Source organism: Paraclostridium sp. MRS3W1 (assembly GCF_032465715.1).
Classification (GTDB): domain Bacteria; phylum Bacillota; class Clostridia; order Peptostreptococcales; family Peptostreptococcaceae; genus Paraclostridium; species Paraclostridium dentum.
The window spans coordinates 1-14,239 of sequence record NZ_JAWDJM010000111.1 but is presented as its reverse complement, the minus strand read 5'-3'; the positions used below and the strand labels follow the sequence as shown (position 1 = coordinate 14,239).

Here is a 14,239-nt window from a genome sequence, read left to right as displayed (position 1 = left end):
CATTAGAATACATCAAATTTTCTTCTATTTTATTTTTATAAATGCAATTTTCATCAATAATAATTTGATTATATTTTCCCATATGCGTTTCGCATATATGGCTTATTTCTTTATCTATTGTCGCTGAAAATAATCCAGTAGTAGCCTTTATAGGAATATTATTAAATATAAATTCCATATCATCTACAAAACCTTTATTTAACATTTTATCAGCCTCATCTATAATAAAATATTCTAACTGGTTTAAATTTATTGTACCTCTATTTATATGATCAATTATTCTACCAGGTGTTGCTACAACTATATGAACTCTCTGTTTCAGTTCAAAAATTTGTTCTTTTATTGGCTGTTTTCCAAATATAGCGCTGCATCTAACTTTCTTTAACCTTCCTATATTTGCAATTTCATCTTTTACTTGAAGAGCCAATTCTCTTGTTGGTACGACTATTAATGCTTGTATATTATTATTTTCAATATTTATGTTCTCACATATAGGAATTCCAAAACTAGCTGTTTTACCACTGCCTGTTCTTGATTTAACTACAATATTTTCTTTATTTAAAAGTTTTGGTACCACTTCTTCCTGAACTTTTGATGGTTCTACGTATCCCATGTTAAAAAGAGCTTTAGTTATATATTTATTCAAATTAAATTTTCTAAAATTATTATCCATTTTACCACCTTATTTTACTAAATTAAATTTTTATAGCTATTTATTATATCATACATCAGAACTAATCTTAATTTTTTAACATATATTATATAATCTCGTTGATCTAGGAGGTGAATATATTTGTGTAGCCAAAAAGATTTTTTTGATTATTTAACAGTTATGCTAAACAACTCTAACTTACCCCAAAATAATATAAATAATTATTTAAGAAACATTAACTTTTTAAATAATGAACTACAAATAATTTCAAGAAATACATCTAATTTGGCAGATGAATACTATATTAATTTAGACCTAAAGTCAAATTTAAAAAATGCAATGTCTATAGAGAGTAAACAAATCAATAAATTTAATAAAAATAATCTTTATTTCAGTTTAGCTAGTTTTAACCTATATAAAAGTATTTACAATAATCTTTATGTGAGAAATGAGTTTACATCTAAAGAACTATATTACTGTACAAAATTTGATACTCAAAGTAATACTATAAATCTAATAGTTAATAGCTTAAAAGAATCAAGTGAGACTCTATATTTAGATGGATACATCTTAAATCTTAAAAATTTTGCTATAGCTGACTTATTTAATTTTTATATAGAGTTAAGAGATGCTAGAGGAATAGTTTTTGCAAGTAAAATTTTTAAAAATATAGATATCGCAGGTAATTTAGGCGTATACTCAGCAAAAAAAGTCTATTTACCTTTTTTAAGCAAAGAGTATGAACTTTTTAATGCTGACTTAAGTAGTATTACATGGTACTATACTTACGATTTTGTTTAAATTTTCAGAATTCATTCATAACCATAATCTTAATTTAATAAAATTAAATATATTAAATTTTAAAAGGAGAGTCCTAATTATGTTTGAAATAATAAATTTTCCTTATAACAGTAACCCTGTAGCTAGGTTGGATGCAAACAATATAGTTCATAATCATTTATATCACAATTGCCCTGTTGGAAAAGTTGATAATAACATTGTTTATGATAACTTCAACAATATTGTAGGAAGTATAGATGATGATGGGTTTGTATACTCAAACAACTCAAACTTAGCTCCTATTGGAAATGTTGATAATAATGGTTTTATTTATAAAGAAAATAAATTAGTCGGTAAAATAAATTTTAAGAATTCTATGTGTCCTAAACTAGCTGGAGCTTCATATCTTTTACTAATTCACGGAAATAGATAATAAATAAAAAAGGCCCCTTGCACAAATGCAAGGGGCCTTACTTTTAAAAACTATTTTTTACAACATATCTTTTTAGCTGTTTTACATAGTTCCTTGTTATCTTCTAGTATAGCCATTAATATTAACTCTTCTAAACCTGGATGCCCACATGGAAAATGTCCGCCATTTTCTAATATTCTTATTATTTCTCTTATTCCTGGGTGACCGCATGGTAAATCCATGTCTGATAATAAATCATATACAAATTTCCCTAAAATTTCATACACATCATTTTTGTTTCTATCTCTACAAGTTGGGAATTTAACCCATTGCCATCCATTTGAACAATTACACTTGCATTTATTACATTTGTTACAGCAATTACATGGTTTACATTGATTCCACTGATTCCATTGATTATTGCACTGACAATTCTTTTTATAAGAACATCCTTTTTTATATTTGCAGCTCATGCTTTCAGCTCCTATATAGTAATGTATGGATAAAATATCCATACATTACTATATGACAAGTTTCATTTTTTGACACTATTTTACTTTTTTTATTTTTATTCATTTTTTTGCACCATATTTTACACTTTTATATATATTAATATAAGGAGGTGTGTATATATGCAAAATAGAAATTTTTTATGTTGCAGATGTAGATGCTGTGGAAGATGTTTTTTATTTTTTAAAATTTGTCCTAGATGTGGTTGCTGTAGATGTTGTTGTAGATGTAAATGTGGATGTTAATTGTATTAAAAAGTCGATCTAAATATAGATCGACTTTTTTTATTTAATAATTATTTTAATTTTAGTTCCTTCTCCAACTTCACTAGCCAATTCTATATCAAACCCATGAGCAATTATAATGTCTTTAGCTATTGCCATTCCAAGGCCAGACCCTTTATGCACCTCTCCAGTACTTGTCCCTCTATAGTATCTATCAAATATTCTTTCTAAATCTTTTTTTTCAATACCTTTTCCATTATCTTCAATATTTATAATTGTTTCAGTTTCACTTATATACTCAACTTCAACTTTAATTTTAACTTTATCATTGTTATGAATTAATGCATTATAAACAAGATTGTTTATTACTCGCTTAAAAAGCATACTGTCTACTGATTTAATTATTGAGTCTTTGTTTGAAGTAAATTCAACATCTCTATTTGAATATCTAGGATCATTTAAAATTTGAATAACAGAATCTTTTATAATTCTGACTATATTTTCATCTTTTTTGTTTAAAACTCTATCACTACTTTTTAATTTCATAGTTAAGTTTAAATCATCAACTAATTCTTTTATATACTCTGATTTTTCATTAATTATAACTCCGTAATCTTTAGCTTCTTCCCTATCCACATCATAATCCTCATCACTTAAAATTTCCGCATATCCTTTTATTGAAGATAGAGGTGTTTTTATATCATGAGAAATATTTGCTATCCACTCTTGTTTTAACTTATCTAATTTATTTCTTTCAATTTCATTACTTTTTAAAGTATCCGATAATTTATTTAATTTTTTATATACACTTACATACAATCCTTTTTCCTTATAGTATACATCGAATTTTCCTTCTTCTAAATTTTCTACCCCTTTGATAATATTTTTCATAGGTTTTGTTAATCTTCTACTAAAAATATATCCTACTATTAAAGCTATTATCAAATCTATAAATAATATTATCCATATTACTTTTATTGTAGTGTCTGCTAAATCTTTTAGATTATATGTTATTATATATTTTTCTACTTCTCCCTTTTGAAATCCAAGTAAATATGTATATTCTTCATCCCCAACTTTTTTACTTGAAACTAAAATATTGTCTGATCCTGAGTTAGGTAATCCACCTGCATACTTATATCCATTTATAAGTTCCATTGGAGTATACTTTTCATTTAATTCTTTTGGAGCATTATATTTATATACTTGAGATCCATTTTCATCTAAAATTTGTATCCAAATTCCTTTATCATCTAAAGATTTTTTTCCTTCTTTACTTATATCTATTTTATTACTTTCAACCTGAATATATTTGCTAAACTCTCTAGTAAAGTCAGTTTCTGGAATTTCTGGAGAATTTGATTTATTCGATAGTGTAACTCCTATTATTCCAATTATATTTAATATAGTTACAATCATAACTACACAAATAATACTAACTACATATCTTAGTGTTATTTTCCACTTCATATTAATCTTCCTTTAAAGTTAATTTATACCCTAATCCTTTAATATTTTTTATATATTTAGGTTTAGATGGATTATCTTCTATTTTTTCTCTAAGTCTTCTTATATGTACCATTATAGTGTTATCATAGCCTATAAAATCATCGCCCCATACTTCATCGCAAAATTTCTCTTTACTTATAATTTGCTCTAAGTGTCTAGCCATATATAAAAACATTTTAAATTCTTTAGCTTTTAATTCCAGAGTCTTTCCATGTTTTTTAACTTCTACTTTATCTTCATCTATTTCAAATGGTCCAAACTCTAACTTAGTACTTTCAGGTTCTTCTTTTACTGAATTTAATATAATATTTTTCTTTAGATTTAACTTTACCCTAAGTACAACTTCTTTTGGACTAAATGGCTTTGTTATATAATCATCAGCCCCCAATGCAAGCCCTACTAGCCTATCCATCTCTTCAGTCTTAGCTGATAAAAATAAAACTGGAACTTGAGATATGGCTCTAATTTCTTTAAACACATCATATCCTTCTTTATCCGGCAACATTATATCTAACACTACTATATCTATATTTTGATTTTTAAATATATCTAAAGCTTCATTCCCTGTTTCTGCTGTATAAATATTGTTAAATCCTTCCTTTTTAAAAACTGTGCTTAATAACTTTAATATATCTACTTCATCATCTACTAATAGTATGTTTTTTTCTTTTATTGTACTTTCCATATAAACCTCCTATATCATTTTTACAACGTTTATTTAATTGTATTTTATCCTAAAAAAACCTAATTTACAAATAATGTATGTAAAACAAAATGACTAATATTTAATCATAATTAAATATTAGTCATTTTTTATAAATCCTATAACTCGTTACTTTAAGTTTATTTAGTTAGAACCTTTCTAAATACATATATATTTAATCCCATACCCATTAATAAAATTAATCCTAATACTATATAAACTAAACTTATAATCCCTATACTTTGCCCAAACAAGCTAATATTTCCCATATAGTTTCCTATGATCATTTCTGGATGCATTATTACATCTATATAGTTTGAATAACTAATTATATTTATTATTTTTGCAGGTAAAAACTTCATTAATGTTAATAGCTTTCCTATAACTAAGAAAACAGTAATTCCCACTATAGATTCTACTGAGCTTTTAGTTATGAACGAAAATAAACTTGCAAATATTCCAGTACTTATAAATATAATCATCATTGTTAATATACTTTGAATCGTATACTCATTTATTGAAATTGGATTTACTAACGTTACTATATCAACTATTCTATATGCCTGTAACGCTCCATTTGCTGGTTGTCCATATTGAATCATTGTTATACAACCTATTATTAACACATATATTAAATATAAGACTGCTGGCAATATTATAGATAATGACAGTTTTGAAAATAAAGATTTAGCCTTGTTTTTACTCGATAGTATTATAGAGTCTACATTAGATAATTTTTCATCAGTATATATATTAGAAAAAATATATATTGTTATACCAACGATAACAACACTTGCAAGCATATTGCTTAATCTATAATTAAAAACTTTGTAAAAACTTACATCTTTATATTCTTTTCCCGAATCCTTATCAAGTTTTAAATTTGCCATATCACTAGTTTTTTTAGTTAATTCATCTGTATTTTTCATACTATTTTGTGATTTAATTTCTTTTAATCCTCTTATCTTATAGCTTAATTTTTCATTTGCTATAATAGTTTCTGATCTGTTGTCTACTGTATATTTTCCTTTATCGTCTACATATGAGTTTTCTGTTTCTAACTCAGGTTTTATAAGACTCATCATTCCACATAAAAGCAATAAAATAATGCTCGATATTATTATTGATTTATTTTTAAATAATTTTTTGACTTCCCACGTTATCATCTGTTACCTCCTAAAGATAATTTTATAGTTTTTATATTGATCCTATATGTTTAACAAATTATCTTTCTGTTAAAAAAGCCTTCGTAGTAAATCTATATAATGCATAACTTCCTAATATACTTATTCCTATAAATACTACAAAAGCTATAGGCGATACTCCATATTTTATAATTTCTGAACTATACATTCCAAATAATGGTGTAAATCCTACTATTTTCTCAAGTTTATCTAAATTAGTTGCACCGCTAAATACACTATATAAATTTCTTGTTATCAAAGCTATATATGGAATCCCCATTATCAATCCACCTATAAAGAATGGAGCTACTGCTTTTTTACTTATAGATGATAACCATAATCCTACATTTGCAAATAGGAAAGATCCTAAAATTATTGTTAATGTCATTATCATTAACATTTGTAATACTGTTAAATTAGACCCACTATTTGCAAAATACCAAATATTTTTTATACTCATGTGTAATCCACCAAAATTATTTGCAGCTAATACTTTAAAACTCATCACTCCTAAAATTGACAAATTCAATAAGCTTGCAGCTATTCCATAAGCTATGCTTTTACCTAAAACTAATTTGCATTTACCATTTTTAGTAGATTTAATTATTGAGTCCATGTTAGATTCAAATTCTAATATAAAACTTCCAGAAAATAAACTAAACATTAAAATTCCCATCAAAGGTGCTAACCCATAAAATTTACTAAATAAATCTCCATACCCATCAGACAACCCCGAACTATGGACACATGTATATGCTAAAAATAAAGAAAACGCCCAAAATATCATTAGTCCTTTTTTCTTCATTAGCTTTTTAAATTCTGCATTTACAATATTAGTCATAATTTATACCTCCCTTGAATCTTCTAAGTCAAAATAGAACATATATACATCTTCAAACCTAGGATCTATACTCTTTGCATCAGCATCTGTTATTGAATTTTCACTTATAACTCTAAGTTCTATATCCTCTACTCCACGTTGTATACTAACTATTTTATATTTGTTCTGTATAGCATAAACTTCACTTTCATTTTTAACTTTTATGCTATAAACTTTTCCATTCATATCATCTAATATTTCTTTGTGAGTACCTTGTAATAATACTTTTCCATCCTTTATCATTATAGTTTCTTTAGCGACAGATTCTATATCCGATATAATGTGTGTTGATAGTATTACTATCGTTTCTTTACCTATTTGAGATAATAAGTTTCTAAATCTTGCTCTTTCCTGAGGATCAAGCCCCGCTGTTGGTTCATCTAGTATAAGAATTTTAGGATCATTTAAAAGAGCTTGTGCTATTCCAACTCTTCTTTTCATACCCCCTGAGAATTTTGATATTGCTTTATTTCTTACATCATAAAGCCCTACTAATTTCAGCAATTTATCAGCCTTTTCTTTAGCCGTTCTCTTATCCATACCTTTTAAAGCCCCTATATATAATAAGAAGTCTTTTGCACTAAAATTTTTATAAGCATCAAAATCTTGTGGTAAATATCCTACTATAGCTCTATAGTTTTCATCTAAAGTATTTATGTCTTTTCCATTGTAAAGAATTTTTCCACTTGTAGGTTGTTTTAATGTTGCAACTTGTTTCATTAAAGTTGTTTTCCCTGCACCATTTGGTCCAAGCAATCCATAAACTCCACTTTCTAAAACTAAGTTTATATTTTCATTAGCATTTTTGTATTTGTATGATTTCGTTAAATTTACTATTTCTAATTTATTCATAATTACCTCCATATATTGTGTTCGTTGTTATGGTTATATTATATTTAGGTAATCTTAATCCATTATAAACTCAATCTTAAATAATCCTTAAATAAATTAAAATTTAAAATAAAAAATAGACACTATGCTTTTTTAATATTGCATCGTGTCTATTTTTTATTTAATTCTTATTTAATTCCAGGTAAATTCTTTCTTATAACATGCTCTATTGATGTTTTTTCTATATTATGGCTATCTGCCAAGTAACTTGTCTCGATTATAGCATTGCTATCTATATCTAAAATGTTGCGTTTCAACGTTGGGTAAGTAAACTTATCAGTTATACATAAAATAACTTTCGATTCATTTCCTGAATATCCTCCATACCCTTGTAAATATGTTATTGAAATACCTAAATTATTTACAATATGATTTCCTATATCTTCAACTTTATTAGACATTACTATAATAGACCTACCTTGGTTAAATCCATCTAATATTAAATCCACTAGCTTAGTCATCATATATATTACAATTAAAGAAAACATCGCACTTTCAATACTCAGCACTATTGCCGTAACTACTAAAACAATAATATTGATACTCATTAAAAATGTAGATACCGGTATTTTAAATTTCTGATTTGCCCATACAGCTAGCATCTCACTACCATCTATAGCTCCTCCGAACTTAATAACAGTTCCTGCTCCTAATCCTAGTGCTACCCCTCCATAAATTACTATTAACAACTCCGATGTAGTTACTGGTGGAACTGGTGTTAAAAAATATAAAAATGTAGATGCACAAATGTTAGCCCATAAAGTTTTAAATAGAAACATTCTATCAAATGTTTTTGATGTAAATAGTAAAATTGGTATATTAAATCCAAGTAATAGTATAAACATAGGAATACCTGTTAATGAATGTATTATTACTGATAAAGCAGTTGTACCACTATCCACCATCCCATTTGGAGACAATATCAACTCAAGGCCCATAGCTACAATTAATGATCCAATTGTTATCATTATAAATTCATAACCCGTTCTTATTCTTTTTGCATTAACTTCTTTCATTTTATCACCTCTTTTAATTTCTTATAATTTTACAATAAAATTATTCTGTTTTTATAATTATATTATATAATAATTTTGTCTAGTTTTCAAGAATTTTCTGAAAATTGAATGCAATTTCTTTTATAATTTATTAATTCCAAGCTTTCTACACTTTTATTATGTCAAAAGTATTACTATATATACATATCCTCGATACAGTGAAATCTTACATTTATTAATATACCATCTTTACTGTTTATGTGCCTGAACTTTTTCAAATTTAACAATTAAGTTTAATATAGTAAGTATTTGTAAAGAATTTTTAACTTTTTTCAAGATTATGTTAAGTCCATATTAATACATGAAATATATTTTGTTTCACTTATGATTTCAATAAAATTTGCTTTTATTGTATGATTCATAATCTTGATAAATCATTTTCATATTTTTAACTTCACCACTATTAACAATTTCTTAATGTTTATCTAAACTTGTTAAGCTTAAATTTAACAATTTCTTAACATAACTTGTCGAATTTTTTGGTATTATATTATGGTACATAAGAAAGTAAGAAAATTGAAAATAAGAAAATTAACATTTCCGAGGAGGGAACAATCTTGTCTATATTCATAAGTCTTATTGGAGGTCTTGGTTTATTCCTTTATGGTATGAACATAATGGGAGAAGGTCTTCAAAAATCAACAGGTCCTAAACTTGAAAAAGCTATAGAGCTTTTAACTAGTAATGTAGTTATGGGAGTTTTAGTAGGAGCTGTTGTAACTGGTATCATACAAAGTAGTGGAGCTACTACTGTAATGGTAGTTGGATTCGTTAACGCAGGAATAATGACTCTATATCAAGCGATAGGTATTATAATGGGAGCAAATATAGGTACTACTGTAACAGCTCAGTTAGTATCTTTTGACGCGAGCATATTTTCATCTATAGCTTTAGGAATAGGTATTGTTTTATATATGGTTGGTTCAAAATCTAAACCACAATTAAAAAATATATCAGAAATCCTTATAGGATTTGCAATACTATTTATAGGTATGGAATTTATGAAGGATGCAGTTGCACCTTTATCTGAATATGCATTCTTTAGAAACATGTTGGCAGGACTTGCAACACACCCAATATTAGCATTACTTGCTGGTTTTGCAATGACTACTTGCTTACAAAGTTCAAGTGCTTCAATGGGTATATTAATTGCTTTATCTTCTCAAGGTTTAATGCCATTAGCTGGTGCATTACCAATTTTATATGGAGATAATATAGGTAGTTGTACTACATCGCTTATATCAAGTGTTGGTGCAAACAAAAACGCCAAAAGAGCGGCTTTAATGCATTTATGTTTTAACGTAATAGGAACTATCCTATTCATGTTGGTTTTAAATAAACCTATAACAATGATAGTTACTCATTTAGACCCAACTGATACAGCTAGACAAATAGCTAACTCTCATACTTTATTCAACTTAATAAATGTTATAATATTATTACCATTCTCTAAATATATAGTTAAATTAGCTATGTTCCTTATACCTGATAAGCCAGGTGAAGAAGAAGAATATGATAGTCATGTAACTAAGTATTTAGATGAAAGAATGTTAGAAACTCCATCTATAGCTTTTGGAAATACAGTTAGAGAAGCTCTTAGAATGGGTAGCAAAGCTAAAAAAAGTTTTACATGTTCTATGAATGCCTTACTTGAACATTCTGAAGAGGATGCAAAAACTACATTTGAAAAAGAAAAAGTACTAGATGAACAACAAAGAAAAGTACTAGATTACCTTATAAAGCTGTCTAATAAAACTTTAGATGATAAGATGAGATTTTCTCTAGATTTATTGTTCCACACAGTAAATGATATAGAAAGAGTTGGAGACTTATCAGAAAATATAGCTGAGTTAGCTCAATCATCAATGAAACTTAAAGCTGTTATGTCAGATAGTGCAAAATCTGAAATAATGGATATATATAATAAAGTTTTAGATGCCTACACTTTATCACTTGAGGCAATGAAACAAAATAGTGTAAACTTTGCAAATGACGTTTTAAAAATAGAAGATGAAGTTGATGCTTTAGATAAATTGTATAGAGCTAAACATATGAACAGATTAAATACTCATTCTTGTAGTATAGACTCTGGGATAATATATTTAGACTTATTAACTAATCTTGAAAGAATTTCAGACCACTCTGCAAGTATAGCTAAAAGAGTTATAAAAATTAATCAAAATCAATCAGCATAAAAAAGGAGATGAATTTTCATCTCCTTTTTATATTATGCTTTTATCTATAACATCTTTTATATTAACAGATTTATTATCTTCTACTTTAACAACTTCACCTTCCCAGGTTCTTATCATTATATAATCCGATCCCTTTGAGATTAAATATTGAGGTAATAAAGGTGTTTTACCTTTTCCTTTAGGAGCATTTATTATATAAGTTGGAATAGCCATCCCTGATGTATATCCTCTTAGATACTCCATTATCTCCATCCCGTCATCTACAGATGTATTAAAATGAGTAGTTCCTTTTACATGTTTACTATGGAATATATAGTAAGGTTTTACTCTTATTTTAAGAAGCTCATGATTTAAACATCTCATTAAATATTTATCATTATTAACTCCATTTAATAAAACCGCTTGATTTCCTAATGGAACTCCGTTATTTGCTAATTTTTCGCATGCTTCTTTAGTTTCTTTTGTTATTTCCATTGGGTGGTTAAAATGTGTATTTATATATATAGGATGATACTTCTTTATCATATTGCAAAATTCATCAGTGATTCTTTGTGGCATAGTTACTAAAGTTCTACTTCCTAATCTTATATAATCTATATGATCAATTTTTCTTATTTCACTAATTATCCATTCTAACATATCATCATTAAGTGTGAGTGGATCTCCACCAGTTATAAGTACATCTCTTATTTCCGTATTTTCTTTAATATAATTTATAGACTCTCTTAATACTTCTTTACTTTTTTGGCAATCTTCTTGCCCAATATTTCTTCTTCTTTGACAATGTCTACAGTACATAGCACACTCATTTGTAACATTTATAATTAATCGATCTGGATATCTTCTAGTTATACTACCTGCTGGATTGGTGAATTCTTCTCCCATAGGATCTAAATCACTTATTGATTCGTCTAGTTCTACACTAGATGGAATTGACATTAATTTTATTGCATCATATGGATTATTAGGATCTATTAAGCTTAGATAGTATGGAGAAATAGCCCATCTAAATTTACTTTGAACATTTTTAATATTTTCAACTTCTTTTTCAGTTAAGCTTAAAATTTTACTAAGCATATCAACATCAGTTATTCTATTAGATAACTGCCATTTATAATCATCCCAGTCTTCTTCTTTTGCATTTAAAACCTCTAAAATTTTTCTTTTTCTATATTTTATGGATTCTTCATTTTTAATACCAGTTGGAATTGTATCTTTAATTTTTATATAATCTTCTATTCTTGCTTTTAACTCTGATGCTCTCTCTAAAGAAATCTTATTTTTCTCATTCATAAGCAACTTCCCTAAGCTTTATCACTTAGGTTCCCCCTTCCGCGTCATAGTTGTGTTTTTTTTAACATAATTAATGACTGATTACTTGCATTTTTTCTTTCTTTGAATTTATTCTATCATATTTTTTCTCTTTTTTCAATAAATTCTGAAATTTAACAAAATTAATAGGTCTTAATAAAATTAAGACATATTAATTTTATTTATATATTATGTTTTTTACGACTTTAATTCCATTTTGAATCATGCTATTAAAAAATACTATGTTCATAATTTCAGCATTATGTACTTTCGGTATATCGTAAGTATCTACTAAATCCATTGGTACTATAATTTGTTTATAAATATTATTTTGATTAAAATAAGATTTCAATGTTACTGCAAATTGGTAAATACAAATATCAGTACAGTCTCCAACAATTATAACATTTTCAATGTTTTTAAAACTTATATCATTCAAGCAAAAAAATCCATTAGTAGAATTTTTAGGTACTATTTTTATGTTGCTAATAGATTTTATTTCGTTAACAACTTCACTTTCTTCATCATCACTTAAACAATGAGTTTGATAACTTTGTAGCTCTATAGATTCTTTAGTATGGCTATCTGTAAATGCTACAACTTTACAATTTTTACTTACTACATAATCACCTAGTTTTTTAATTGGATTTATTAACTTTTCTACTCTATCTGAATATAAAGAACCTTTTTTAGCAAAGCCATTATTCATATCCACAATAAACAATATGGTTTTTTCCATATCTAACTCATCAATATTTATATCTTCTAATTGAGTTAAACTCTCTTTCATATATTTTAAATCACTTAATAGCTTTTCCACTTTTTCACCCCTTTTTAAATATTTATTACAATAATATCAAAGTATTTATCTTCCATCAATTATAACAAGTCCAAAAAACTAAAAAGTATAATTGTATACATACAATTATACTTTTTACATTTAGTAATAAACTATACTTTCAATTATATCTAATTCTTCTTCTTGACTATTTATTAAAATTAATTTTCCTTTAAATCCTTTTTTAAATTTTACTATAGCTAAATCACCTTGTTCTACTTCAAGCGTATTACCATTATCTAATTTAATTTTAAAGCTTCCATTTAAACTGTAAAAACAATTAAATTCATATCTGTAGAAACTATCATTTAAATTCATTTTAGGTTCTAAAATTATTTCTGATTTTACATTTATGTATCTTAATTCACCACTACAATCTTCACTTGTCATCAAGTTAAAGTCTGTAGCTTTTCCATAACTTGTAGTATCCCAATCCCCACTAAAGCTATCTATATCAAACTTTTCAAGCTTTTTGTCATAGTGATTTTGATGCTTTAATAGTAAACCACCATCTAAAACCATTATTTTTCTTTGTATATTTGGAAGTTTCGTAAATTCTGACTCTTCTGCTTCAACAGTTGCTGAGCTTATTCTCCATTTAAAATTTCTATTTTCATACGAAGAATTTTCAGGATATATATACAATTGATTTGTGATTCCTCCAGACCATTTGTTAATTTTCTGACCTTGCTCTTTTACAATTTTAATTTTACAAGTCAAAATATCCCCCTCCTAATTTAAATACGTATTTATATTAATTATATATTAAATCTGATGCCTATATTACAATGTACTAAAATTATTTTAAAAATAAAACTGTAGAACATAATGTTCTACAGTTTTATTTTTAATATCTTGCTCTATCTATTCCTCCAAGTACTATATGTGCAACTCCTGCTCCTACTAAAAGAGCACCTGCCATGTTTTTGTAATCTTTTTTATCAAATTTATCATGCTTGTTTTGCTTAACATCTAAAACAATTCCTGCTGTAGTAACTGCTGTACCTAATGCTATTGGAATCATACCTTTTTTCATAAATTCATCCTCCATACAAATTAATAAGTTTTAATATTTAAAACTCTATAGTTAATATC

At 26.5% G+C, this 14,239-nt stretch carries 16 protein-coding genes; 4 read left to right on the top strand and 12 right to left on the bottom strand.

Features of this window, described 5'->3' with window-relative positions; genetic code table 11:
* Positions 1 to 673: DEAD/DEAH box helicase (locus RWY47_RS09240; RefSeq protein ID WP_316030302.1), on the bottom strand; the 673-nt coding region annotated here is incomplete at its 3' end.
* Positions 674 to 793: 120 nt separating this feature from the next.
* Between RWY47_RS09240 and RWY47_RS09235 the strand changes: the two genes are divergently transcribed.
* Together RWY47_RS09235 and RWY47_RS09230 are read left to right on the top strand one after the other, a co-directional pair.
* On the top strand, positions 794 to 1,453 hold the full coding sequence (locus RWY47_RS09235; RefSeq protein WP_224170438.1) for a hypothetical protein: 660 nt from the start codon (positions 794 to 796) through the stop codon (positions 1,451 to 1,453).
* A 79-nt stretch (positions 1,454 to 1,532) separates the two neighbouring features.
* Complete coding sequence (locus RWY47_RS09230; RefSeq protein ID WP_150887203.1) at positions 1,533 to 1,865, top strand: hypothetical protein; 333 nt, start codon at positions 1,533 to 1,535, stop codon at positions 1,863 to 1,865.
* A 50-nt stretch (positions 1,866 to 1,915) separates the two neighbouring features.
* Here the strand turns inward: RWY47_RS09230 and RWY47_RS09225 are convergent, their stop codons facing one another.
* Positions 1,916 to 2,317: a hypothetical protein gene (locus RWY47_RS09225; protein ID WP_150843099.1), complete on the bottom strand. Its 402-nt coding sequence runs from the start codon at positions 2,315 to 2,317 to the stop codon at positions 1,916 to 1,918.
* Positions 2,318 to 2,468: 151 nt separating this feature from the next.
* On the opposite strand from RWY47_RS09225, the gene RWY47_RS09220 reads away from it, so the two are divergent.
* The gene (locus RWY47_RS09220; RefSeq protein WP_167402907.1) at positions 2,469 to 2,621 is read left to right on the top strand and encodes a hypothetical protein; all 153 of its coding nucleotides are present in this window, start codon (positions 2,469 to 2,471) and stop codon (positions 2,619 to 2,621) included.
* A gap of 17 nt (positions 2,622 to 2,638) precedes the next feature.
* Here the strand turns inward: RWY47_RS09220 and RWY47_RS09215 are convergent, their stop codons facing one another.
* The 6 genes from RWY47_RS09215 to RWY47_RS09190 form a co-directional block, all read right to left on the bottom strand.
* On the bottom strand, positions 2,639 to 4,048 hold the full coding sequence (locus tag RWY47_RS09215; protein ID WP_316030301.1) for a HAMP domain-containing sensor histidine kinase: 1,410 nt from the start codon (positions 4,046 to 4,048) through the stop codon (positions 2,639 to 2,641).
* A gap of 1 nt (position 4,049) precedes the next feature.
* The gene (locus RWY47_RS09210; RefSeq protein WP_025162129.1) at positions 4,050 to 4,772 is read right to left on the bottom strand and encodes a response regulator transcription factor; all 723 of its coding nucleotides are present in this window, start codon (positions 4,770 to 4,772) and stop codon (positions 4,050 to 4,052) included.
* Between the two features lie 158 nt (positions 4,773 to 4,930).
* The gene (locus tag RWY47_RS09205; RefSeq protein ID WP_224170436.1) at positions 4,931 to 5,956 is read right to left on the bottom strand and encodes a hypothetical protein; all 1,026 of its coding nucleotides are present in this window, start codon (positions 5,954 to 5,956) and stop codon (positions 4,931 to 4,933) included.
* Positions 5,957 to 6,014: 58 nt separating this feature from the next.
* On the bottom strand, positions 6,015 to 6,815 hold the full coding sequence (locus tag RWY47_RS09200; RefSeq protein WP_150843103.1) for a hypothetical protein: 801 nt from the start codon (positions 6,813 to 6,815) through the stop codon (positions 6,015 to 6,017).
* A gap of 3 nt (positions 6,816 to 6,818) precedes the next feature.
* On the bottom strand, positions 6,819 to 7,706 hold the full coding sequence (locus RWY47_RS09195) for an ABC transporter ATP-binding protein (protein ID WP_021429537.1): 888 nt from the start codon (positions 7,704 to 7,706) through the stop codon (positions 6,819 to 6,821).
* A 167-nt stretch (positions 7,707 to 7,873) separates the two neighbouring features.
* The gene (locus tag RWY47_RS09190; RefSeq protein WP_201768767.1) at positions 7,874 to 8,761 is read right to left on the bottom strand and encodes a YitT family protein; all 888 of its coding nucleotides are present in this window, start codon (positions 8,759 to 8,761) and stop codon (positions 7,874 to 7,876) included.
* Positions 8,762 to 9,357: 596 nt separating this feature from the next.
* Between RWY47_RS09190 and RWY47_RS09185 the strand changes: the two genes are divergently transcribed.
* The gene (locus RWY47_RS09185) at positions 9,358 to 10,995 is read left to right on the top strand and encodes a Na/Pi cotransporter family protein (RefSeq protein ID WP_021429521.1); all 1,638 of its coding nucleotides are present in this window, start codon (positions 9,358 to 9,360) and stop codon (positions 10,993 to 10,995) included.
* 27 nt (positions 10,996 to 11,022) lie between these two features.
* Here RWY47_RS09185 and eam read toward each other — a convergent pair whose 3' ends face one another.
* From eam to RWY47_RS09165, 4 genes are all read right to left on the bottom strand, one after another.
* Positions 11,023 to 12,288, bottom strand: a complete 1,266-nt coding sequence (gene eam / locus RWY47_RS09180) for a glutamate 2,3-aminomutase (RefSeq protein ID WP_150843105.1) — start codon at positions 12,286 to 12,288, stop codon at positions 11,023 to 11,025.
* A gap of 196 nt (positions 12,289 to 12,484) precedes the next feature.
* Positions 12,485 to 13,126, bottom strand: a complete 642-nt coding sequence (locus RWY47_RS09175) for an isochorismatase family cysteine hydrolase (RefSeq protein ID WP_224170435.1) — start codon at positions 13,124 to 13,126, stop codon at positions 12,485 to 12,487.
* Positions 13,127 to 13,246: 120 nt separating this feature from the next.
* A complete protein-coding gene (locus RWY47_RS09170; protein ID WP_167402908.1) occupies positions 13,247 to 13,864 on the bottom strand; it encodes a HutD/Ves family protein in 618 nt (205 codons plus the stop codon).
* A gap of 127 nt (positions 13,865 to 13,991) precedes the next feature.
* Positions 13,992 to 14,180: a hypothetical protein gene (locus RWY47_RS09165; RefSeq protein WP_021429477.1), complete on the bottom strand. Its 189-nt coding sequence runs from the start codon at positions 14,178 to 14,180 to the stop codon at positions 13,992 to 13,994.
* Positions 14,181 to 14,239 lie beyond the last annotated feature (59 nt).

Bases quoted from the DNA above. Each gene is read 5' to 3' on its own strand.
- eam (WP_150843105.1), bottom strand. From the start codon at position 12,288: ATGAATGAGAAAAATAAGATTTCTTTAGAGAGAGCATCAGAGTTAAAA.
- RWY47_RS09205 (WP_224170436.1), bottom strand. From the start codon at position 5,956: ATGATAACGTGGGAAGTCAAAAAATTATTTAAAAATAAATCAATAATA.
- RWY47_RS09225 (WP_150843099.1), bottom strand. From the start codon at position 2,317: ATGAGCTGCAAATATAAAAAAGGATGTTCTTATAAAAAGAATTGTCAG.
- RWY47_RS09215 (WP_316030301.1), bottom strand. From the start codon at position 4,048: ATGAAGTGGAAAATAACACTAAGATATGTAGTTAGTATTATTTGTGTA.
- RWY47_RS09190 (WP_201768767.1), bottom strand. From the start codon at position 8,761: ATGAAAGAAGTTAATGCAAAAAGAATAAGAACGGGTTATGAATTTATA.
- RWY47_RS09165 (WP_021429477.1), bottom strand. From the start codon at position 14,180: ATGAAAAAAGGTATGATTCCAATAGCATTAGGTACAGCAGTTACTACA.
- RWY47_RS09210 (WP_025162129.1), bottom strand. From the start codon at position 4,772: ATGGAAAGTACAATAAAAGAAAAAAACATACTATTAGTAGATGATGAA.
- RWY47_RS09195 (WP_021429537.1), bottom strand. From the start codon at position 7,706: ATGAATAAATTAGAAATAGTAAATTTAACGAAATCATACAAATACAAA.
- RWY47_RS09200 (WP_150843103.1), bottom strand. From the start codon at position 6,815: ATGACTAATATTGTAAATGCAGAATTTAAAAAGCTAATGAAGAAAAAA.
- RWY47_RS09230 (WP_150887203.1), top strand. From the start codon at position 1,533: ATGTTTGAAATAATAAATTTTCCTTATAACAGTAACCCTGTAGCTAGG.